Below are 19,489 nucleotides of genomic sequence, written 5' to 3'. Positions count from 1 at the left end.
GTTAAACTTTAATAACAAGTGGTCTGACGTGTTGATTTAGCTAAAGCGGCTATCCACTTGCATAGGGACTACTGTAAGTAATGCACGTTGCCCAATGGCAACCTGTGCGTTAGGAAAAATAATTGCTTCCCCTTCTACGTCGGCATATATGGCATTGTCGCCATCGGTGGCTAAAAGCTCACCCTTTGCAAACCCTGTAAAATTCTCGGCATCGTCAGAAAACGGAAAACTAAAGTTTTGCTCTGTGCGGTTAATAGTACGATGAACAGAAAACAACTCAAAGTCGCTTGCATTAAATTCTGGGTATTTTACTTCTTTTTGGCTAATTAATGCAGTTAAAGTTTGTTTTGTTTTTGCAAAGCGTGACATGTCGTTTTCACCAAAGGGTTTCACTTGCCCAAGCTCTACAGTAAATGAGTCAGCCCCATGCACAAACGACGAATAGTAGCTAAACGTGGTAGCAGGCGACTTCATCATCAATACTGTATTTACACCACAGCTTAATAAGAATTGCAGTTGCGACTTTTTCCAAGGCTTGCCATGTAAGAATGGGTAAACAGCAAATTTTTCGTTTTTAGAACCGCGAATAGCGGTATGTAAATCATAATGACAGCGATACGTACCCTGCTCTGAACGGGTGTAAAAATCGCTAACATATTGCTCAAGTTTATCAGCGCGAACGCGTTCGTCGTTCATCGCTATACCATCAACAGTGTGGTGGCCGTTAAACAAGCGGTTTAAGTTCTCTTCTACAAATCGTTTACCAATATTAATTGACTGAGGATTACCAAAAATAAATAAAACACGTTGTTGTAATTCAAGTTGCCCACTAATAATGTGTTTAATGAGTTCATCGCAAATTTCAATGGGGGCTGTTTCATTGCCATGAATGGCACTGGATAGCACCACATTTTTTGAGGTAACACAATCAGGCTCAAACTCAATCACACCGGTGTCATGCACGGTTACTTTAGTCTGGTTGTTAAGCGTAAATTGACCTGCCTCTAAATGCCATTCATGGTTTCGCGAAAGCGTTAAAAAATCACCATCTTGTTTTAATTGATTAATATATTCTGCAGTGGCTGACATAACGATAAAAGCCCTTTTTTTTTGTAAATTATAGATACAAAAACGGCTGATAAAATCAGCCGTTTTTAGTTGTAATTGCATATTAGCTAATCACTGAATCAACCAGTTTTTTAGCTTCTTTTTCTAATAAGGCTAAGTGCTCTTCGCCTTTAAATGATTCTAAGTAAATTTTATAAATATCTTCCGTACCTGACGGACGCGCCGCAAACCAGCCGCTTTCAGTTACCACTTTTAGCCCACCAATAGCTGCATTATTACCTGGCGCATGAGTTAGCTTTTGTAAAATAGGCTCACCCGCTAAGGTATCTGCTTTTACGTCATCAGCACTGAGTGCTTTTAATCGCGACTTTTGCTCAGGCGTTGCTGGCGCATCTAGGCGTTTATAAAGTGGCGCACCAAACTCTTGCTCTAGTTCTTTATACAGCGCAGACGGGGTTTTACCCGTAACTGCAAGAATTTCAGCGGCGAGTAAGCCCATGATAAAGCCATCTTTATCTGTACACCAAACCGTGCCATCAAAACGTAAGAAAGCCGCTCCAGCACTTTCTTCACCACCAAAGGCCAATTTGCCTTTGTTTAAACCCTCAACAAACCATTTAAAGCCAACGGGTACTTCTTTTACTTTACGCTTGTTGCGCTCAGTCACTTTGTCAATCATTGAGCTAGAAACCAGCGTTTTACCGATTTCAACACTGGCATCCCAATCGCGATGCGTTAGTAAATAGTCAATCGCTACGGCTAAAAAGTGATTAGGATTCATTAACCCATCTGGTGTTACTATGCCGTGACGGTCATAATCAGGGTCATTACCAATCGATAAATCAAAATCATCTTTAAGGGCAATTAAATTAGCCATTGAATAAGGTGATGAGCAATCCATACGAATTTTGCCATCTTTATCAAGCGGCATAAATGCAAAACGCGGATCAACACTGTCATTAACGACCGTTAAATCTAAATTATATTTTTGCGCAATCACTGGCCAAAAGTTAATGCCTGAGCCACCTAATGGATCAATACCAATCTTGATGCCTGCATCGCTAATCGCTTTTAAATTAATAATGTTTTTTAAATCATCAATATAAGGCATCATTAAATCTTCGTAGCGAATAAAACCAGAACGTGAAGCTTTAGCAAAAGGAAACAGTTCTACTTCAACTAAGTCTTCTAATAATAATTGATTGGCTCTGTCTTCAATCCATTTTGTAACGTCTGTATCTGCAGGACCGCCATTGGGCGGGTTATATTTAAAACCGCCATCTTCTGGTGGATTATGAGATGGAGTCACTACAATGCCATCGGCAAGCTCATTAGGATGATTTTTATTATAACTAACAATAGCATGGCTAATAACTGGCGTTGGAGTAAAGTCACCATTTTCTTGGGTGATCACTTGGACTTCATTAGCAACCAACACTTCAATTGCTGAGTTAAAGGCCGCCTCGCTCAGTGCGTGGGTATCTTTACCTAAAAATAACGGACCAAATATATCGTTCTGTTTTCTGTAATCACAAATAGCTTGGGTGATTGATAATATGTGCGATTCGTTAAATTTTACATCGTAGGCACAGCCTCGGTGCCCTGAGGTGCCAAATGCAACACAATGCTCGGGGTTTTGCTCTAAGTCAGGCTCATTTAAATAATACGCAGACACTAACTTTGGTACATTCACTAAAGCCGATTGTGGTGCAGTTTTACCTGCGCCGGAATGAATTGCCATGGTCTTTCCTTAAAGATAATCACGAATTTTTTCAGCTTGCTCGTTGCTATAGCCTAAACTAAGTGCAACTTCATGCAGCATCATTTTTTTACGCGTGGTATTAGAATTGGTCATCACCCAATATTCACTGTCAGTGATATTTTTTGGGTTCATACTACTACCGCTATTCACTAAGTCTTCTTTACTGGTCGCGAAGTAAACACGATCTCGACCTTTAATATCTAGCACCGCAGAGAAGTCTGTTTTATGCGTTCGATAAAATGCACTTAAAATAAATAAAAAACGACCTACAACGCCTTTTTGCATCGCCAATTCTTCTTTATTTAAAATATTAAATACGTTTGCATTTTTTTTATTTACCGGCGGTTTTACCACTTGGGTTGGCTGTTCAACGTCTGCTATAGGTTGTTCAAGTGATGAATTAGACACACTAACGGTTTCATTTTTATGATCAGTGTCTAGTTTAGTGGTGTTAATTTTTTCGCCGTTGAGATTTAATAAACGACGTAAAATAGTGGATGCACTCTCACCAATACTCTGTGTATTGCTTGCAATGTACTGATATAACTCGTCGTCTATGTCGATTTGTTTCATGTTCTTCCTGTCATTACGGGTCACATTTTTCTTTCGATATGATTATACCCAAATCACCTCAAGATGCGAGTTTCAGTTGGAATTAAAAGCGATTTAGGCAAGGCATTGATTGCAAACAATAGTCGTTCTATTGCTAAAACCAATAACGCAGTATAAATCGCTTTTAAACCAACCCTCTGGGCGTTTCACAGGAACTTACTCTCATCGTTGTTAATTTTTAAAAGGGATCACCATTGTTGCAAACTAACGCCTTGATATTAAGCCCCGGTGAAACGCTGAATTCTGTATCTTGTGATGGTTTGGGTATATACCCAATCCAGTTAGAAATGCGAGTTACAACCCACGCGACCCTAAACATAGTTGTAATTAATAATTACTAAATAATCAGGAAGCTAGGTATTTTTGAGTCCAACATACAAATAATATCTGTATTTTTTGCTTTTTAGGGTAATGCTCGGCAAACTATGCGCAAAATTGAAGGAGGCGTCTATGCAATTAAATTACAAACAAATTGGTCAAGGTCCAAATGTTATTTTGATCCATGGACTGTTTGGCTCTTTAGAAAACCTTAATGTAATTGCAAAGCCATTAAGCGAGCATTTTTGTGTAACCAACGTTGATTTACGTAATCATGGCCTTTCGCCCCACAGCGATGAAATGGATTATACTGCAATGGCTAATGATGTTGTTGAATTAATGACGGCATTAAACATACAAAAAGCGCATCTGGTTGGGCACTCTATGGGCGGCAAAGTGGCGATGCAAATAGCACTGAGCCATACTGATTTAGTCGATAAACTAGTGGTTCTTGATATTGCGCCTGTGAGCTACCCTGCGCGCCATACTCAAATACTTGAGGCTTTAAATGCAGTTAAAAATGCAGATATTAGTGATAGAAAGCAAGCTGATTTAGTAATGCAACCGTATATAGAGGAGATAGGTGTACGTCAGTTTTTATTAAAAAGCTTATATAAAAATGATGATGGGCACTTTGTTTGGCGCTTTAATTTACCTGTGCTCGATGATAAATATTCAACTATTACAGCAAACATTAATGCAAATAATTCTTGTTTGTGCGAAACTCTGTTTATTAAAGGTAATGACTCTGACTACATTTTAACCGAGCATCGCGAAGCGATTAATGGGCTGTTTAAAAACGTCAGTGCAAAAATCATTCATGGTGCGGGTCATTGGTTACATGCCCAAAAACCACAGGCTGTAAACAAAGCAATCAATGATTTTTTAACTGCAGTTTAATGTTATTTTTATGGCGTGTTTTTGATTTATCACACTAAATAATTAAAGATTTATGTGCTATAGTACGCGCCGTTTAATTTAAAGGTTATACGTCGATGGTCAGTCAGTTTATTAACGAATTTGATACCTTAGGGTTGTATTTTGGCTTAGCAGGTATTTTTATTTTTATCGGCTTGGCAATTAAAGACGTACTGAAAAGCGGCAATGTGCCTAAATTTGGTCGTTATATTGTGTGGCTGGTACTCTTTTTAGGTTGCTCTGGCTTTATTGCCAAAGGACTTATTCAGGTATTTTGGCAAGGTGCGGGTGTAGGTTAAGCATGGCCAAGTCAGAAACAGATAGAACAACGCTTGATTTATTTGAATACGAGAAACGTCCAGGTAGACCTAAAACTAATCCCCTTCCTCGGGATATGCAGTTAAAGGTTAATAAACGTAATCAAATAAAAAGAGATAAGGCACGTGGTTTAAAGCGTGTTGAATTTAAAGTTTCGTCACAGCTGTATCAGGCACTGAGTGATATGGCAGATGCACAAAATATTAGCCGCAGTGCGTTGATCGAAACAATTTTACAAGAAAGATTGGCTATTGATAGATAAAAGGTTTAAATCCATGGCAAGTGTAGGCATTTTTTTCGGAAGTGACACAGGTAACACAGAACACGTAGCAAAAATGATCCAAAAAGAATTGGGTAAAAAGCTCGTTGCTGTGCATGACATTGCAAAAAGCTCTAAAGAAGAGATTGCTGAGTTTGATCTGATCTTATTCGGTATTCCAACTTGGTATTATGGTGAAGCGCAATGTGATTGGGATGATTTCTTTCCTGAGCTTGAAGAAGTAAGCTTTGAAGGTAAACTAGTGGCTATTTTTGGCTGTGGCGACCAAGAAGACTATGCAGAATACTTCTTAGATGCTATGGGCATGATCAACGATATCGTAACAGAACGTGGCGCTATTGTTGTTGGCCATTGGCCAACAGACAGTTATGATTTTGAAGCATCAAAAGGCATGGCTGATGACAAACATTTTGTTGGTTTAGGTATTGATGAAGACCGTCAGCCAGAATTGACTGAGCAGCGTGTTAAGCAGTGGTGTGCTCAGGTATATGATGAAATGTGCTTAAGTGAGTTAGCAGATTAATCCCCCCCTTTTAAATGCTAACTGTTTAAAATATTATCAAACAGTTAGCATTTTCCGCGTTAATATTGATATAGATCAATTGTTCTTTGCACTTCCTGCTAAGGCACGTTATCCTAACTGTTATTGTGACGAGTACATCTTGCAAGATGTCTAGTATAACTAAATAAAATTGAGACAGATTTAATGACTGATCATAACTTGGAACTTAAAAAAGCCGGGCTAAAGGTAACTTTACCGCGTATTAAAATTTTAGAGATTCTTCAATCTCCAGATAACCAACACATAAGCGCTGAAGATGTTTACAAGGTTTTATTAGATCTAGGCGAAGAAATTGGTCTTGCGACTGTTTACCGTGTTTTAAATCAATTTGATGATGCAGGAATTGTAAGCCGTCACCACTTTGAAGGCGGTAAGTCAGTATTTGAACTTTCTGGCAGCACTCACCATGACCACTTAGTGTGTTTAAAATGTGGCAAGGTTGTTGAGTTTGAAGATGATTTAATTGAACGTCGTCAACTCGAAATAGCTGAAGAAAACGGTATTAAGCTGACCAATCACTCTCTTTACCTATATGGCGAATGTGAAGATAAAGACGCGTGTAAAGCGTTTGCGCAAAGCAATAGTTAAAAGCCTATTTAGTTTAATAAAAAAAAACCTGCGATTTAGCAGGTTTTTTTATAACTAAAAAATAGAGCAATATTATTTGTGCTCTATTTTAGCCCACGAATCACGTAAGCCTACCGTTTGGTTAAATACCAGGTTTTCTGATTTAGTATCACGTGAGAAATAACCGGTACGCTCAAACTGAAAACCTTGTGCAGGTACAGAATTAGCCAATGAAGGTTCAAGTTTAGCATTAGAAATAACCACTAATGAGTCTGGGTTTAACGTGCTTTCAAAGTCCTCTGCGGCTGCAGGGTTAGGCACACTGAATAAACGGTCATATAAACGTACTTCAGCTGTCACTGACTCAGGCGCAGATACCCAATGAATAACCCCTTTTACTTTACGACCATCGCTTGGATTTTTACCCAATGTTTCAGGATCGTAAGTACAGTAAATAGTTGTAATTTCACCATTGTCGTCTTTTTCAACACGCTCTGCTTTAATTACATAAGCGCCACGCAAGCGTACTTCTTTATCAAGCACTAAACGTTTAAACTTATTGTTCGCTTCTTCACGGAAATCTTCACGTTCAATAAAAATTTCACGCGTGAAAGGCACTTCACGGCGACCCATTTCTTCTTTATTTGGGTGATTAGCCACAGAAAGCGTTTCTACTTTATCGGCTTCATAATTCTCAATCACAATTTTAACCGGATCAAGCACGGCCATTGCACGCGGTGCATTTTCGTTTAAGTCATCACGGATACACGCTTCAAGCATACCCATTTCAACCATATTTTCTTGCTTAGTAATACCGATACGCTGACAGAATTCACGCACAGATGCCGGTGTATAACCACGACGACGCAGACCCGCAATGGTTGGCATACGCGGATCATCCCACCCTTCTACGTGCTTATTAACCACTAAGTCATTAAGCTTACGCTTTGACATAATTGTGTATTCAAGGTTTAAACGTGAAAACTCAATTTGTTGCGGGTGACATTCAAGGCTGATGTTATCCAATACCCAGTCATATAAACGACGGTTATCTTGGAACTCTAGCGTACATAATGAATGAGTAATGCCTTCAAGTGCATCAGAAATACAATGCGTGAAGTCGTACATTGGGTAAATGCACCACTTATCCGCTGTTTGATGATGATTAGCAAAACGTATACGGTATATAATTGGATCGCGCAGCACCATAAATGAGCTGGCCATATCTATTTTAGCGCGAAGGACACATTCACCTTCTTTAAATTCACCGTTACGCATTTTTTCAAATAATGCGAGGTTTTCTTCAGGTGATGTTTCGCGGTATGGGCTGTTTTTACCAGGCTCTTTTAATGTACCACGGTATTCGCGAGCTTGATCTGCAGTTAAGAAACAAACATACGCTAAGCCTTTATTAATAAGCTCTACCGCATAACCATAAAGTAGATCAAAATAGTTTGACGAATACTTAATCTCACCATCCCAATTAAACCCTAACCACTGTACGTCTTCTTTAATAGAATTAACGTAGTTAATATCTTCTTTTTCTGGGTTTGTATCGTCAAAACGAAGGTTACATAAACCGTTATAGTCTTTGGCGATACCAAAATTTAGGCAAATTGATTTTGCATGGCCAATATGTAAAAAGCCATTAGGTTCAGGTGGAAAACGGGTATGCGTTGTGGCATGTTTTCCACTTGCTAAATCTTCATCAATTCGGGTTCTAATAAAGTTATTTGGGCGATTCTCGATTTCCGCCATAGGATTATAAACCTCTGTATATTGCGTGATAACAAAACTACTGCATTATTACAAAAACCAACCTTAACATACAGTAATAGATGCGGGTTTATGCAGTTATTACCAAAGTTTGTTAGATAAGGGATAGTTTATGAGCAAAATTTGTTTTAGCGCAATATTAAAGTCATTAAAGCGATTTATAGTAAACGAATAACCCCAACTTAAAGGAACGAAGATGGCCTCATTAAATCAACACCGCATATATATTCCAAGTAATGCACGTGCAAATCATTACTTATTAGCCGAAATTACACCTAATGAAGATTTTTATAAAAACTTCAGTAATATTAATGCTTGCTATGAACGAATTGCGCGTCAGTTATTTGCATCATGTGATGAATATGAACTGCATAATGTCCATTTACTCGCAAATGATAAACTCCCAGTGGTGAGATTTCATGATGAGTCTTACCAACTTGAAACCGATAAGCAAATGTTGTTTTTTTATAACCCTCGTTACCATGAAGCGCATAAACTTCATCACACAGAAAATCAGCAAAGTAAAAAAATACGCCTATTGTTTTTAGCTACTGGTGAAGATATACGTGCCCACTCAGCGCAGTTTCATACAAATGTACAAAAAGTATTGAGTCATTTACAAGATCAGTTATTTTTAGACCAGCCAAGCTTTAAACTGCGCGATCATCAACATTTAACCTATGATTTATTCGCTAAAGAAAAAGGTAATAAAGAAAGCTATGGATATAAACTAAGAAGTTTATACCCTCGTTATCAATCCAGACAATGCGCAATACCTAGTAGCCATGCTGAAATGACTTACGTCACCTTCTCTATTCCCGTGTCACGTAATATTAAAACGCAATTTCAAACACAAATTAATAGCCATACTTATAAACCGTTTTATAACCACTTTTTGCAGTTATTTACTCAACTTTGTGAAGATAATAAACTCACCCATGCAGCGATGGTTGCCAATGGGGCAATGCCAATAATTCGTAATAGTGAAGTAGATAGAAATGAGGGAAATGGTGAGTTACAAAAAATTAGTTTTGATATAGAAGATTCAGCGCCGCAAATAAAAGTATTTTTTGATGAAAATAAACTCGTAGAGACGCTACATTTTGTGATTGTTGCCGCCGCACATAACAAACATGAGATTGGCTATGGTCGCTTTATGAACCAAGTAGAGAAAACCGTTCATGCATTCTGTGATGAATTAGCTATTAATAAGCAGCGCCAAGATTTATCTCTGCGATTTTTTCAACATATTAGTTACCCGTTTTAAGATTAAGGGTAATACGCTCTAGTCATAGATAACAAAAAGGCTCGCAATTGCGAGCCTTTTTTAAAGAATAAACGCTGATTACCAGCCTGTTTTTTCTTTAAGTGCTTTACCGATATCAGCCAGTGAACGTACAGTTTTTACGCCCGCAGCTTCTAATGCAGCAAATTTCTCATCAGCAGTACCTTTACCGCCTGCGATGATTGCGCCAGCGTGACCCATACGCTTACCTTCTGGTGCAGTAACACCAGCAATGTAAGAAACAACAGGTTTAGTTACGTTAGCTTTGATGTACTCTGCAGCTTCTTCTTCAGCAGTACCACCAATTTCACCAATCATTACGATTGCTTCAGTTTGGTCGTCTTTTTCGAACATTTCTAAAACGTCGATAAAGTTAGTACCTGGGATTGGGTCGCCACCAATACCAACACACGTAGACTGACCAAAACCAGCATCTGTAGTTTGCTTAACCGCTTCGTACGTTAAAGTACCAGAACGAGAAACAATACCTACTTTACCAGGCTTGTGGATGTGACCAGGCATGATACCAATCTTAGTCTCACCAGGAGTGATAACACCTGGACAGTTAGGACCGATCATACGTGTACCTGTTTGATCTAGTTTAACTTTAACGTCAACCATATCAAGTGTAGGAATACCTTCAGTGATACAAACAATTAGCTCGATGCCCGCATCGATTGCTTCTAAGATTGCATCTTTACAAAAAGGTGCTGGTACGTAGATAACTGATGCAGTTGCGCCAGTTGCTTCTACAGCGTCACGTACTGTGTTAAATACTGGAAGACCAAGGTGCGTTTGACCGCCTTTACCTGGGCTTACACCACCAACCATTTGTGTACCGTACTCAAGCGCTTGCTCTGAGTGGAAAGTACCTTGACCACCAGTGAAACCTTGACAGATAACTTTTGTATCTTTATTGATTAATACAGACATTATTTGCCCTCCGCAGCAGCAACAACTTTTTCAGCCGCGTCTGTTAATGATTCAGCAGCGATGATGTTTAGATCAGACTTAGCAAGTACTTCACGACCTAGTTCAGCATTAGTACCTTCTAAACGTACAACTACTGGTACTGTTACACCTACTTCTTTAACTGCGCCAATGATGCCTTCAGCAATCATGTCACAACGAACGATACCGCCGAAGATGTTAACTAAAACAGCTTTAACGTTGTCATCTGAAAGGATAATTTTGAATGCTTCAGATACACGTTCTTTCGTTGCGCCGCCGCCAACATCTAGGAAGTTAGCTGGCTTGCCACCGTGTAGGTTTACGATGTCCATAGTACCCATTGCTAGGCCTGCACCGTTAACCATACAACCTACGTTACCATCTAGGGCTACGTAGTTAAGCTCGAAGCTTGCTGCGTGAGCTTCACGTGCATCTTCTTGAGATGGATCGTGCATTTCACGGATTTTAGGTTGACGGTAAAGTGCATTACCATCGATACCGATTTTACCATCTAGACAGTGAAGGTTACCTTCATCTGTGATTACTAGCGGGTTGATTTCAAGTAATGCGAAATCGAAATCGTTGAACATATTACCAAGACCCATGAAGATCTTAACAAACTGTTTCATTTGCGTTGGGTTAAGACCCAATTTAAAACCAAGCTCACGTGCTTGGTAAGCTTGAGGACCTACTAATGGATCGATCTCAGCTTTGTGGATAAGTTCTGGTGTTTCTTCAGCAACAGTTTCAATTTCAACGCCGCCTTCAGTAGACGCCATGAACACAACTTTACGAGAAGCACGGTCAACAACAGCACCTAGGTACAGTTCGTTAGCGATGTCAGTACAGCTTTCTACTAAAATTTTAGCAACTGGCTGGCCTTTCTCGTCTGTTTGGTAAGTAACTAGGTTTTTACCTAACCAGTTAGCTGCAAACGCTTTAACTTCGTCGATAGTTTTAACTAGCTTTACACCGCCAGCTTTACCACGTCCACCTGCGTGAACCTGAGTTTTAACAACCCACATATCGCCGCCAATCTTTTCAGCAGCTGCTGCAGCTTCTTCAGGTGTATCGCAAGCGAAACCTTGAGAAACTGGTAAACCATATTCGGCAAAAAGTTGTTTTGCCTGATACTCATGCAAATTCATGATGCTTTATCCAATTTTTTATATTAAAAGAGTTGAATATTTATGCAAATAAACAACTATCCCAAATTGCGTGCCTAGTATAGATCTCATGGCGCTACATGAAAACCCCAGTATGACCATAGGCACAAAAAAAAAGCTGTGATTTTAACTCACAGCTTATATTTCATACTACTTAATTAAACATCCAGCAGTAAACGTGTTGGATCTTCAAGTAACTCTTTAATTGTTACTAAGAAACCAACTGATTCTTTACCATCGATTTGGCGGTGATCGTAAGATAACGCTAAATACATCATAGGTAAGATTTCAACTTTACCGTTTACAGCCATTGGACGATCTTGGATTTTGTGCATACCCAAAATTGAAGACTGCGGTAAGTTAATAATTGGAGTAGATAGTAACGAACCGAATACACCACCGTTGGTGATAGTGAAGTTACCGCCGGTCATATCGTCAAGCGTTAACTTACCATCACGACCTTTAAGCGCTAGCTCACGAATCCCCTTTTCGATTTCTGCAACAGATAGCTTGTCACAGTCTTTAAGAACAGGTGTTACTAAGCCACGAGGTGTAGAAACAGCAATGCTGATGTCGAAATAGTTGTGGTAAACAATATCATCGCCATCAATTGATGCATTTACATCTGGGAAACGCTTTAACGCTTCAGTCACTGCTTTCACGTAGAAAGACATGAAACCTAAACGGATACCGTGGCGCTTTTCAAATACTTCTTGGTACTGCTTACGAAGATCCATGATTGGCTTCATGTTAACTTCGTTAAATGTAGTTAACATTGCAGTTGAGTTTTTCGCTTCAAGAAGACGATTCGCAATGGTTTTACGTAAACGTGTCATAGGCACACGTTTTTGTGTGCGGTCACCCATAGGTACTGCTGGCGCTGCTTCAGCTTTTGCTGCTGGAGCAGGTGATTTTAAGAATTGATCAACATCTTCTTTAGTCACACGACCATTTTTACCTGAACCTTTGATTTTTGATGCATCAAGGCCTTTCTCAGCAATTAAACGACGAACAGATGGCGTTAACACATCTGAACCCTCGCTTGAGCTTTCTTCTTTGGCTGCTGGTGCGTCCGCTTTAGCGTCAGATTTAGCGGGTGCAGCGCCTGCTTTTACTTTACCAATTACTTGCTCACCAAGAACAGTGTCGCCTTCGTCATGAATGATTTCACCCATAACGCCGTCTTCTTGGGCAACCACTTCAAGTACAACTTTATCTGTTTCAATATCAACCAAGTTTTGGTCGCGTGTTACCGCGTCACCTGGTTGAACATGCCAAGTAGCAATTGTTGCATCTGCAACTGATTCTGGAAGTACAGGTACTTTAATATCCACTTCTTTACCTTCTGATGCTGGTGCTGATTGCGCCGCCGGCGCGTCTTCTGATTTTTCTGATGCTGAACTATCTTCTTTTGGCTCTTTACTTGGTGATGCTTCTTGCGCATCACCAATTAAACCGATCACTTGGTCACCAAGAACCGTAGCACCTTCTTCTTGTGAAATTTCAGTGATTACACCGTCATTTTGTGCAACCACTTCTAAAACCACTTTGTCTGTTTCAATATCTACTAAGTTTTGGTCACGGCTTACTTTGTCGCCAACACTTACATGCCATGTAGCAACGGAAGCATCTGCAACCGACTCAGGAAGAACAGGAACTTTAATTTCTGTGCTCATTGCTTATCCTTTCTTTTCTATAGTAAGCGCGTCGGCAACGAGCGCTTGTTGTTCTTTAGTATGTACTGACATATATCCACATGCAGGAGATGCTGACGCCTTACGACCTGCATATTTCAATTTTGCACCTTGAGGAATTGCATCAACAAAGTGATGTTGTGAGCAGTACCAAGCGCCTTGGTTTTGCGGCTCTTCCTGACACCACACAAAATCAGTAACGTGCTGGTAGCGTTCAATAATTGCTTTCATTTCGTCATGTGGGAACGGGTAAAGCTGCTCAACACGAACGATTGCAATATTGTCTTGCTCAAGTTTACGACGCTCTTGTAATAGTTCGTAGTAAACTTTGCCGCTACAAAATACAACACGTTCTACTTTCTTAGCATCAATCTCATCAATTTCATCAATGATGTTGTGGAATACACCCTCAGAAAGCTCTTCTAGCGATGACGTTGCAAGTGGATGACGTAGCAATGATTTAGGTGTCATTACAATCAGTGGACGACGCAGTGGTCTAACTGATTGACGACGTAACATTGCGTACACTTGCGCCGGTGTTGATGGCACACATACTTGCATGTTGTGATCAGCACAAAGCTGTAAAAAGCGTTCTAGACGAGCCGAGCTGTGCTCTGGACCCTGACCTTCATAGCCATGAGGTAACAAACACGTTAAGCCACATAAGCGACCCCACTTTTGCTCACCTGAACTTAAGAACTGGTCAAATACCACCTGTGCACCATTAGCGAAATCACCAAATTGTGCTTCCCACAATACTAATGAAGTCGGCTCTGCAGTTGCATAACCATATTCAAATGCTAATACCGCTTCTTCAGACAGCACTGAGTCGAACACTTCAAACGTACCTTGATCTTCACTAAGGTTCTGTAATGGTAAATACGTTGCACCATCTTTTTGACTATGAACAACCGCATGACGGTGGAAGAAGGTACCACGACCTGAATCTTGTCCAGTTAGACGAATATCAGTGCCTTCAGCTGCAATAGTTGCATACGCTAAAGTTTCTGCCATACCCCAATCAAGTGGTTTTTCGCCAGCAGCCATTGCTTTACGATCATCGTATATTTTTTTAACACGAGATTGTGCTTTGTACTCTTCTGGGTAACTTGCAACTATGTTACCAAGTTCTTTAAGCTTTTCTACCGAAACGCTAGCATCGTAATCAACACTCCATTCATGGCCTACATACTTAGCCCAATCTGAAGAGTGTGATGTTTCTGGCTGTATTTCTTCAACTACACAGTTGCCATCGTCTAAACCATTACGGTAATCATCAGCAAGCGCTTTCACTTCATCTTCTGTGAAAGAACCTTCAGAAATCAGCTGATCCGCGTAGATTAAACGAGGTACTGGGTGTTTTTTAATTTTTTGGTACATAATTGGCTGTGTAGCGTTAGGCTCATCAGCTTCGTTATGACCATGGCGACGGTAACAAACAAGGTCAATCACAACGTCACGTTTAAACTGATTTCTAAAATCAAGCGCGAGTTGAGTTACAAAAGCAACCGCTTCAGGATCATCAGAGTTTACGTGGAAAATTGGCGATTGAACCATTTTTGCGATATCAGTACAGTAATCAGTTGAGCGTACATCGTCTTTTTTACTTGTTGTAAAACCAACTTGGTTATTAACAACAATACGGATACTTCCGCCACAACTAAATGCATTAGTTTGCGATAAGTTAAACGTTTCTTGAACAACACCCTGACCTGCAATTGCTGAGTCGCCGTGGATAGTGATTGGAAGTGCTTTGCTGCCTGTTTTGTCATTAAGACGATCAAGACGTGCACGCACAGAGCCCATAACCACCGGATTTACGATTTCTAAATGCGACGGGTTAAACGCAAGTGCCATGTGCACGTTGCCACCTTTAGTCGCGAAATCTGATGAATAACCCATGTGGTATTTAACATCACCTGAGCTTAACGTTTCTTTGTGCTTGCCAGCAAACTCATCAAAAAGTTCTGATGGATTTTTGCCTAGCACATTAACAAGAACATTTAAGCGACCACGGTGAGCCATACCAATAACGGCTTCTTTTTGGCCACTTTCACCGGCACGGTGAATAAGCTCTTTTAACATAGGCACTAACGCATCGCCACCTTCAAGTGAGAAACGCTTAGCACCCGGGAACTTAGCCCCTAAATATTTTTCAAGACCATCAGCCGCTGTTAATCCCTTGAGGATTCGTAGCTTTTCATTTTTATCAAATTTTGGCCTAGACTGAACAGACTCTAAACGCTGTTGTAACCAACGCTTTTCTTCTGTTGATGTGATGTGCATATACTCGGCGCCAATAGAACCACAGTAAGTGGTTTTTAGTGCTTGGTATAACTCACCTAAAGGCATAGTATCGCGGCCAACGGCAAACGATCCTACGTTAAATTCGCGGTCAAAGTCAGCATCCGATAAGTCGTGGTACTCTAGCTCTAAATCTCGTACACGTTCTCGTTGCCAAATACCTAGTGGATCTAGGTTTGCATTTTGGTGTCCACGAAAACGGAAAGCATTAATAAGTTGCAGTACTTTAACCTGTTTAAGGTCGCCACCACTGCCCTCTGCTACCACTACTTCTCTATGCTTGTTTTTAGCAAGCGCCGCAAATTGTGAACGAACTTCTGAATGTTTTACTTCAACATCCACACCATCTACTTTTGGTAACTGTTCGAACACTTCTCGCCATTCTTCTGGCACCGAAGTCGCATCGTCTAAATACGCTTCATAAAGCTCTTCAACATAAGCAACGTTACCGCCGTTTAAATGTGAAGATTCTAGCCATGCCTTCATCACACCTTCGTGCATTTATAAGCCCTTTTTTTTAGCGCAGAAATTAATAGTTATATAACAAGATGGCTAATAAATTATTAGCCATCTTTCGTCTACTAGAAATTAAACCGAGCGGTTTAATAACATAGATTTTATTTGTCCAATTGCTTTGGTCGGATTAAGACCCTTAGGACAAACGCTAACACAGTTCATGATACTGTGGCAACGGAACACACTGAATGCATCGTCTAAGTCAGCTAAACGCTCTTCTGTTGCTGTGTCTCGGCTATCAGCTAAGAAACGGTAAGCATGAAGAAGGCCTGCTGGACCTATAAACTTATCTGGATTCCACCAGAAAGAAGGACACGATGTAGAACAACATGCACATAAAATACACTCGTAAAGCCCATCTAATTTATCACGTTCTTCGATAGATTGAAGACGTTCACCTGCAGCAGGCTCATCATTAATTAGATACGGTTTTACTTTTTCGTATTGAGTGTAGAACTGACTCATGTCAATAACAAGGTCTCGAACAACAGGAAGACCAGGTAATGGACGCACTACGATTTTACCTTTGCCATTTTTTTGCAGCGTAGATAAAGGAGTAATACATGCTAAACCGTTCTTACCATTCATGTTTACGCCGTCTGAACCACACACGCCTTCACGGCATGAACGACGAAACGATAGTGTAGGATCTTGCTCTTTTAATAGTAAAAGTGCATCCAATACCATCATGTCTTGGCCTTCCTCAGTTTGCAAAGTGTAATCTTGCATACGAGGTGCGTTATCAACATCCGGATTGTAACGATAAACTGAAAATTGTACTTGTGCCATCGTCTCGCTCCTAGTAGGTACGTGCTTTAGGTGGGAAAGCTTCACGTGTTTTAGGCTCGTAGTTTACTTTACGCTTGCTCATTTCATCCGTTACCGGATTAAATACTGAGTGACATAACCAGTTTTCGTCATCACGATCTGGGAAGTCAAAGCGAGAGTGTGCGCCACGGCTTTCAGTACGGAAGTTTGCAGCTACTGCAGTTGAGTAAGCTGTTTCCATTAAGTTGTCTAGTTCTAAACATTCAATACGCATGGTGTTAAAGTCTGATGATTTGTCATCAAGACGCGCGTGCTGTAAACGTTCACGGATTTCTTTAAGTTCAGTAAGACCTGTAGCCATTGAGTCACCTTCACGGAATACCGAGAAGTTAAGCTGCATACATTGTTGTAGGTCTTTCTTGATTTGAACTGGGTCTTCGCCTTGACCAGCTGTTGAGTTTTCCCAACGGTTAAAGCGCGCAAGAGACGCTTCTAGGTCAGACTCTGAAGCCGCTTTAGAAATTTCAACGTCATTTAGGTATTTACCTAAGAAGTTACCTGCTGCACGGCCAAATACAACTAAATCAAGTAATGAGTTACCACCTAAGCGGTTAGCACCATGTACAGATACACAGGCAATCTCACCAACAGCAAATAAACCTTGTACTACTTTTTCGTTGCCAGCAGCATCGATATTAAGTACTTGACCATTTACGTTTGTTGGCACACCACCCATCATGTAGTGACATGTTGGGATAACTGGAATCGGTTCTTTTGCAGGGTCAACGTGAGCAAATGTTTTAGCAAGATCACATACACCTGGAAGACGTAAGTTAAGCGTTTCTTCGCCTAAGTGGTCAAGTTTCAACTTAAGGTGAGGACCCCAAGGACCATCACAACCACGACCTTCACGAATTTCTGTCATCATTGAACGAGCAACAACGTCACGAGACGCTAAATCTTTAGCATTTGGTGCGTAACGTTCCATGAAGCGTTCGCCATCTTTATTTAAAAGATAACCACCTTCACCACGACAACCTTCAGTTACTAGCGTACCAGCGCCAGCTATACCTGTCGGGTGGAACTGCCACATTTCCATGTCTTGCATAGAAATACCAGCACGTGCAGCCATACCAACACCGTCACCGGTATTAATGTGAGCATTGGTTGTTGATGCGAAAATACGACCTGCACCACCTGTCGCTAACACAACTGCTTTTGATTTGAAGAAGGTGATTTCACCTGTTTCAATTTCAATCGCTGTACAGCCTACTACATCGTCATTATCGTTTTTAACTAAATCAAGTGCATACCATTCTGAGAATACATTGGTTTTGTTTTTAACGTTTTGTTGATAAAGAAGGTGTAATAATGCATGACCCGTACGGTCAGCTGCTGCTGCAGTACGCGCAGCCTGTTCACCACCAAAGTTTTTCGATTGACCACCGAAAGGACGTTGGTAAACACGGCCATTTTCAAAACGCGAAAATGGTAAGCCCATGTTTTCTAATTCAGTAATAGCTTCTGGGCCAGTTTGACACATGTATTCGATAGCGTCTTGGTCACCGATAAAATCGGAACCTTTAACGGTATCATACATATGCCATTCCCAGTTATCTTCATGCGAGTTACCTAACGCGACTGTAATACCGCCTTGAGCAGATACAGTGTGTGAGCGTGTCGGGAAAACTTTAGAGATTAGCGCACATGTTTTGCCAGATTCAGTAATAGCAAGAGCAGCGCGCATACCTGCACCACCGGCACCAATTACTACGGCGTCAAATTCACGAACAGAATATTTCACTTAAACACCCCATAAAACGATTAAACCCACAGCTACGTAAGCAACAGCCATTAGGTTTAGTACAAAGCCTAAAAAAGCACGCAATTTAGCGTTCTTTACATAGTCGGTAAGAACCTGCCAAAGGCCGATACGGGTATGAACCATAATGCAAACTAGGGTGATTAACGTTGCCCCTTTCATTGCTAGGTTTGAGAATAGGCCTGTCCAGGCTTCATATGTGACTTCTGGCATTGCTAAAAAATAGCCAATAATAAAGATTGCATACGCGCTGATTATTAATGCCGTTGTGCGTAAAGATACAAAATCTTGTACGCCATCACGTTTAAGAGTTGCTTGATTTAAGACCATATCCACACCCCTGCCAATACAGCAAACACAACGCCAAGTGCCATCGCAATTTTAGCGCTAGTATTGCCTGATTCAAGTTCTTCCCAATGCCCCATATCCATAATAATGTGACGGATACCACCGATAAGGTGATAACCCAATACAGAAAGGGTGCCCCAAGCTATAAATTTGGCAATGAATCCGTTAAACAGACTCTTGACGAATTCAAAACCTTCAGCTGAAGAAAGAGACTCTGACCAAGCCCAAATGACAAACGTTAAAGCAAAAAATAATGCAACACCGGTGACGCGGTGAAAAATTGAAGCTTTAGCCGTTGCCGGCATAGATATAGTTGTTAGATCTAGATTTACAGGTCTTTGCTTTTTCACAGTTACTTGCCCATCTTGCCCGCAGTGGGGCTCATCTACTTGTTTTTCTAAAACCCACCAAATGTTTCTGGTGGAACTATCAAAATAAACGTATTGATACTAAT

At 40.5% G+C, this 19,489-nt stretch carries 18 protein-coding genes; 6 read left to right on the top strand and 12 right to left on the bottom strand.

The window, feature by feature from the left end:
- Window positions 1-36: 36 nt before the first annotated feature.
- The 3 genes from astE to seqA form a co-directional block, all read right to left on the bottom strand.
- Window positions 37-1,089: a succinylglutamate desuccinylase gene (astE, locus tag BM380_RS01640; protein WP_090493038.1), complete on the bottom strand. Its 1,053-nt coding sequence runs from the start codon at window positions 1,087-1,089 to the stop codon at window positions 37-39.
- 82 nt (window positions 1,090-1,171) lie between these two features.
- Window positions 1,172-2,809 (bottom strand): phosphoglucomutase (alpha-D-glucose-1,6-bisphosphate-dependent), encoded by a 1,638-nt coding sequence (gene pgm, locus BM380_RS01635; RefSeq protein WP_090492519.1) that lies wholly within the window; start codon window positions 2,807-2,809, stop codon window positions 1,172-1,174.
- Between the two features lie 9 nt (window positions 2,810-2,818).
- Window positions 2,819-3,403 (bottom strand): replication initiation negative regulator SeqA, encoded by a 585-nt coding sequence (gene seqA, locus BM380_RS01630; RefSeq protein WP_090492518.1) that lies wholly within the window; start codon window positions 3,401-3,403, stop codon window positions 2,819-2,821.
- A 489-nt stretch (window positions 3,404-3,892) separates the two neighbouring features.
- Between seqA and BM380_RS01625 the strand changes: the two genes are divergently transcribed.
- The 5 genes from BM380_RS01625 to fur all read left to right on the top strand — a co-directional run bounded on the left by BM380_RS01625 (window position 3,893) and on the right by fur (window position 6,426).
- Window positions 3,893-4,660, top strand: a complete 768-nt coding sequence (locus BM380_RS01625) for an alpha/beta fold hydrolase (RefSeq protein WP_090492515.1) — start codon at window positions 3,893-3,895, stop codon at window positions 4,658-4,660.
- 95 nt (window positions 4,661-4,755) lie between these two features.
- Entirely contained in the window at window positions 4,756-4,977 is a 222-nt protein-coding gene (locus tag BM380_RS01620) for a DUF2788 domain-containing protein (protein WP_008113777.1), read from the top strand.
- 2 nt (window positions 4,978-4,979) lie between these two features.
- A complete protein-coding gene (gene ybfE, locus BM380_RS01615) occupies window positions 4,980-5,258 on the top strand; it encodes a LexA regulated protein (protein ID WP_008113775.1) in 279 nt (92 codons plus the stop codon).
- A gap of 13 nt (window positions 5,259-5,271) precedes the next feature.
- The gene (gene fldA, locus BM380_RS01610) at window positions 5,272-5,799 is read left to right on the top strand and encodes a flavodoxin FldA (protein ID WP_008113772.1); all 528 of its coding nucleotides are present in this window, start codon (window positions 5,272-5,274) and stop codon (window positions 5,797-5,799) included.
- 183 nt (window positions 5,800-5,982) lie between these two features.
- Window positions 5,983-6,426, top strand: coding sequence for a ferric iron uptake transcriptional regulator (gene fur / locus BM380_RS01605; protein WP_013465004.1), 444 nt, complete (start codon window positions 5,983-5,985; stop codon window positions 6,424-6,426).
- A gap of 72 nt (window positions 6,427-6,498) precedes the next feature.
- On the opposite strand, the gene glnS is transcribed toward fur, so the two are convergent.
- Complete coding sequence (gene glnS / locus BM380_RS01600) at window positions 6,499-8,163, bottom strand: glutamine--tRNA ligase (protein ID WP_013465005.1); 1,665 nt, start codon at window positions 8,161-8,163, stop codon at window positions 6,499-6,501.
- A gap of 214 nt (window positions 8,164-8,377) precedes the next feature.
- Between glnS and BM380_RS01595 the strand changes: the two genes are divergently transcribed.
- Entirely contained in the window at window positions 8,378-9,448 is a 1,071-nt protein-coding gene (locus BM380_RS01595) for a DUF3083 family protein (RefSeq protein WP_024603035.1), read from the top strand.
- A gap of 78 nt (window positions 9,449-9,526) precedes the next feature.
- Here BM380_RS01595 and sucD read toward each other — a convergent pair whose 3' ends face one another.
- From sucD to sdhC, 8 genes are all read right to left on the bottom strand, one after another.
- On the bottom strand, window positions 9,527-10,399 hold the full coding sequence (gene sucD, locus BM380_RS01590; protein ID WP_024603036.1) for a succinate--CoA ligase subunit alpha: 873 nt from the start codon (window positions 10,397-10,399) through the stop codon (window positions 9,527-9,529).
- Complete coding sequence (gene sucC / locus BM380_RS01585) at window positions 10,399-11,565, bottom strand: ADP-forming succinate--CoA ligase subunit beta (RefSeq protein WP_008464053.1); 1,167 nt, start codon at window positions 11,563-11,565, stop codon at window positions 10,399-10,401. Before sucC ends, sucD begins: the two co-directional genes overlap by 1 nt.
- Before the next feature lie 176 nt (window positions 11,566-11,741).
- Window positions 11,742-13,259 (bottom strand): 2-oxoglutarate dehydrogenase complex dihydrolipoyllysine-residue succinyltransferase, encoded by a 1,518-nt coding sequence (gene odhB / locus BM380_RS01580; RefSeq protein WP_090492513.1) that lies wholly within the window; start codon window positions 13,257-13,259, stop codon window positions 11,742-11,744.
- Between the two features lie 3 nt (window positions 13,260-13,262).
- A complete protein-coding gene (gene sucA, locus BM380_RS01575; protein WP_024603038.1) occupies window positions 13,263-16,082 on the bottom strand; it encodes a 2-oxoglutarate dehydrogenase E1 component in 2,820 nt (939 codons plus the stop codon).
- Window positions 16,083-16,169: 87 nt separating this feature from the next.
- Window positions 16,170-16,886, bottom strand: coding sequence for a succinate dehydrogenase iron-sulfur subunit (locus tag BM380_RS01570; RefSeq protein ID WP_008112091.1), 717 nt, complete (start codon window positions 16,884-16,886; stop codon window positions 16,170-16,172).
- Between the two features lie 10 nt (window positions 16,887-16,896).
- Entirely contained in the window at window positions 16,897-18,669 is a 1,773-nt protein-coding gene (gene sdhA / locus BM380_RS01565) for a succinate dehydrogenase flavoprotein subunit (protein ID WP_090492511.1), read from the bottom strand.
- On the bottom strand, window positions 18,670-19,017 hold the full coding sequence (gene sdhD / locus BM380_RS01560) for a succinate dehydrogenase, hydrophobic membrane anchor protein (protein ID WP_013465012.1): 348 nt from the start codon (window positions 19,015-19,017) through the stop codon (window positions 18,670-18,672). It lies immediately after the preceding gene.
- Complete coding sequence (gene sdhC / locus BM380_RS01555) at window positions 19,008-19,385, bottom strand: succinate dehydrogenase, cytochrome b556 subunit (protein WP_076916082.1); 378 nt, start codon at window positions 19,383-19,385, stop codon at window positions 19,008-19,010. The genes sdhD and sdhC overlap by 10 nt, the downstream gene beginning before the upstream one ends.
- Between the last annotated feature and the right edge of the window lie 104 nt (window positions 19,386-19,489).

This window comes from Pseudoalteromonas sp. DSM 26666, assembly GCF_900116475.1.
Classification (GTDB): Bacteria; Pseudomonadota; Gammaproteobacteria; order Enterobacterales; family Alteromonadaceae; genus Pseudoalteromonas; species Pseudoalteromonas tetraodonis.
Note: the sequence above shows the minus strand (reverse complement) of the source record. Positions and strands in the feature narration are given on the sequence as shown.

Coding starts and splice junctions, on each gene's coding strand:
- astE (WP_090493038.1), bottom strand. CDS start 1,089: ATGTCAGCCACTGCAGAATATATTAATCAATTAAAACAAGATGGTGAT.
- pgm (WP_090492519.1), bottom strand. CDS start 2,809: ATGGCAATTCATTCCGGCGCAGGTAAAACTGCACCACAATCGGCTTTA.
- seqA (WP_090492518.1), bottom strand. CDS start 3,403: ATGAAACAAATCGACATAGACGACGAGTTATATCAGTACATTGCAAGC.
- BM380_RS01625 (WP_090492515.1), top strand. CDS start 3,893: ATGCAATTAAATTACAAACAAATTGGTCAAGGTCCAAATGTTATTTTG.
- BM380_RS01620 (WP_008113777.1), top strand. CDS start 4,756: ATGGTCAGTCAGTTTATTAACGAATTTGATACCTTAGGGTTGTATTTT.
- ybfE (WP_008113775.1), top strand. CDS start 4,980: ATGGCCAAGTCAGAAACAGATAGAACAACGCTTGATTTATTTGAATAC.
- fldA (WP_008113772.1), top strand. CDS start 5,272: ATGGCAAGTGTAGGCATTTTTTTCGGAAGTGACACAGGTAACACAGAA.
- fur (WP_013465004.1), top strand. CDS start 5,983: ATGACTGATCATAACTTGGAACTTAAAAAAGCCGGGCTAAAGGTAACT.
- glnS (WP_013465005.1), bottom strand. CDS start 8,163: ATGGCGGAAATCGAGAATCGCCCAAATAACTTTATTAGAACCCGAATT.
- BM380_RS01595 (WP_024603035.1), top strand. CDS start 8,378: ATGGCCTCATTAAATCAACACCGCATATATATTCCAAGTAATGCACGT.
- sucD (WP_024603036.1), bottom strand. CDS start 10,399: ATGTCTGTATTAATCAATAAAGATACAAAAGTTATCTGTCAAGGTTTC.
- sucC (WP_008464053.1), bottom strand. CDS start 11,565: ATGAATTTGCATGAGTATCAGGCAAAACAACTTTTTGCCGAATATGGT.
- odhB (WP_090492513.1), bottom strand. CDS start 13,259: ATGAGCACAGAAATTAAAGTTCCTGTTCTTCCTGAGTCGGTTGCAGAT.
- sucA (WP_024603038.1), bottom strand. CDS start 16,082: ATGCACGAAGGTGTGATGAAGGCATGGCTAGAATCTTCACATTTAAAC.
- BM380_RS01570 (WP_008112091.1), bottom strand. CDS start 16,886: ATGGCACAAGTACAATTTTCAGTTTATCGTTACAATCCGGATGTTGAT.
- sdhD (WP_013465012.1), bottom strand. CDS start 19,017: ATGGTCTTAAATCAAGCAACTCTTAAACGTGATGGCGTACAAGATTTT.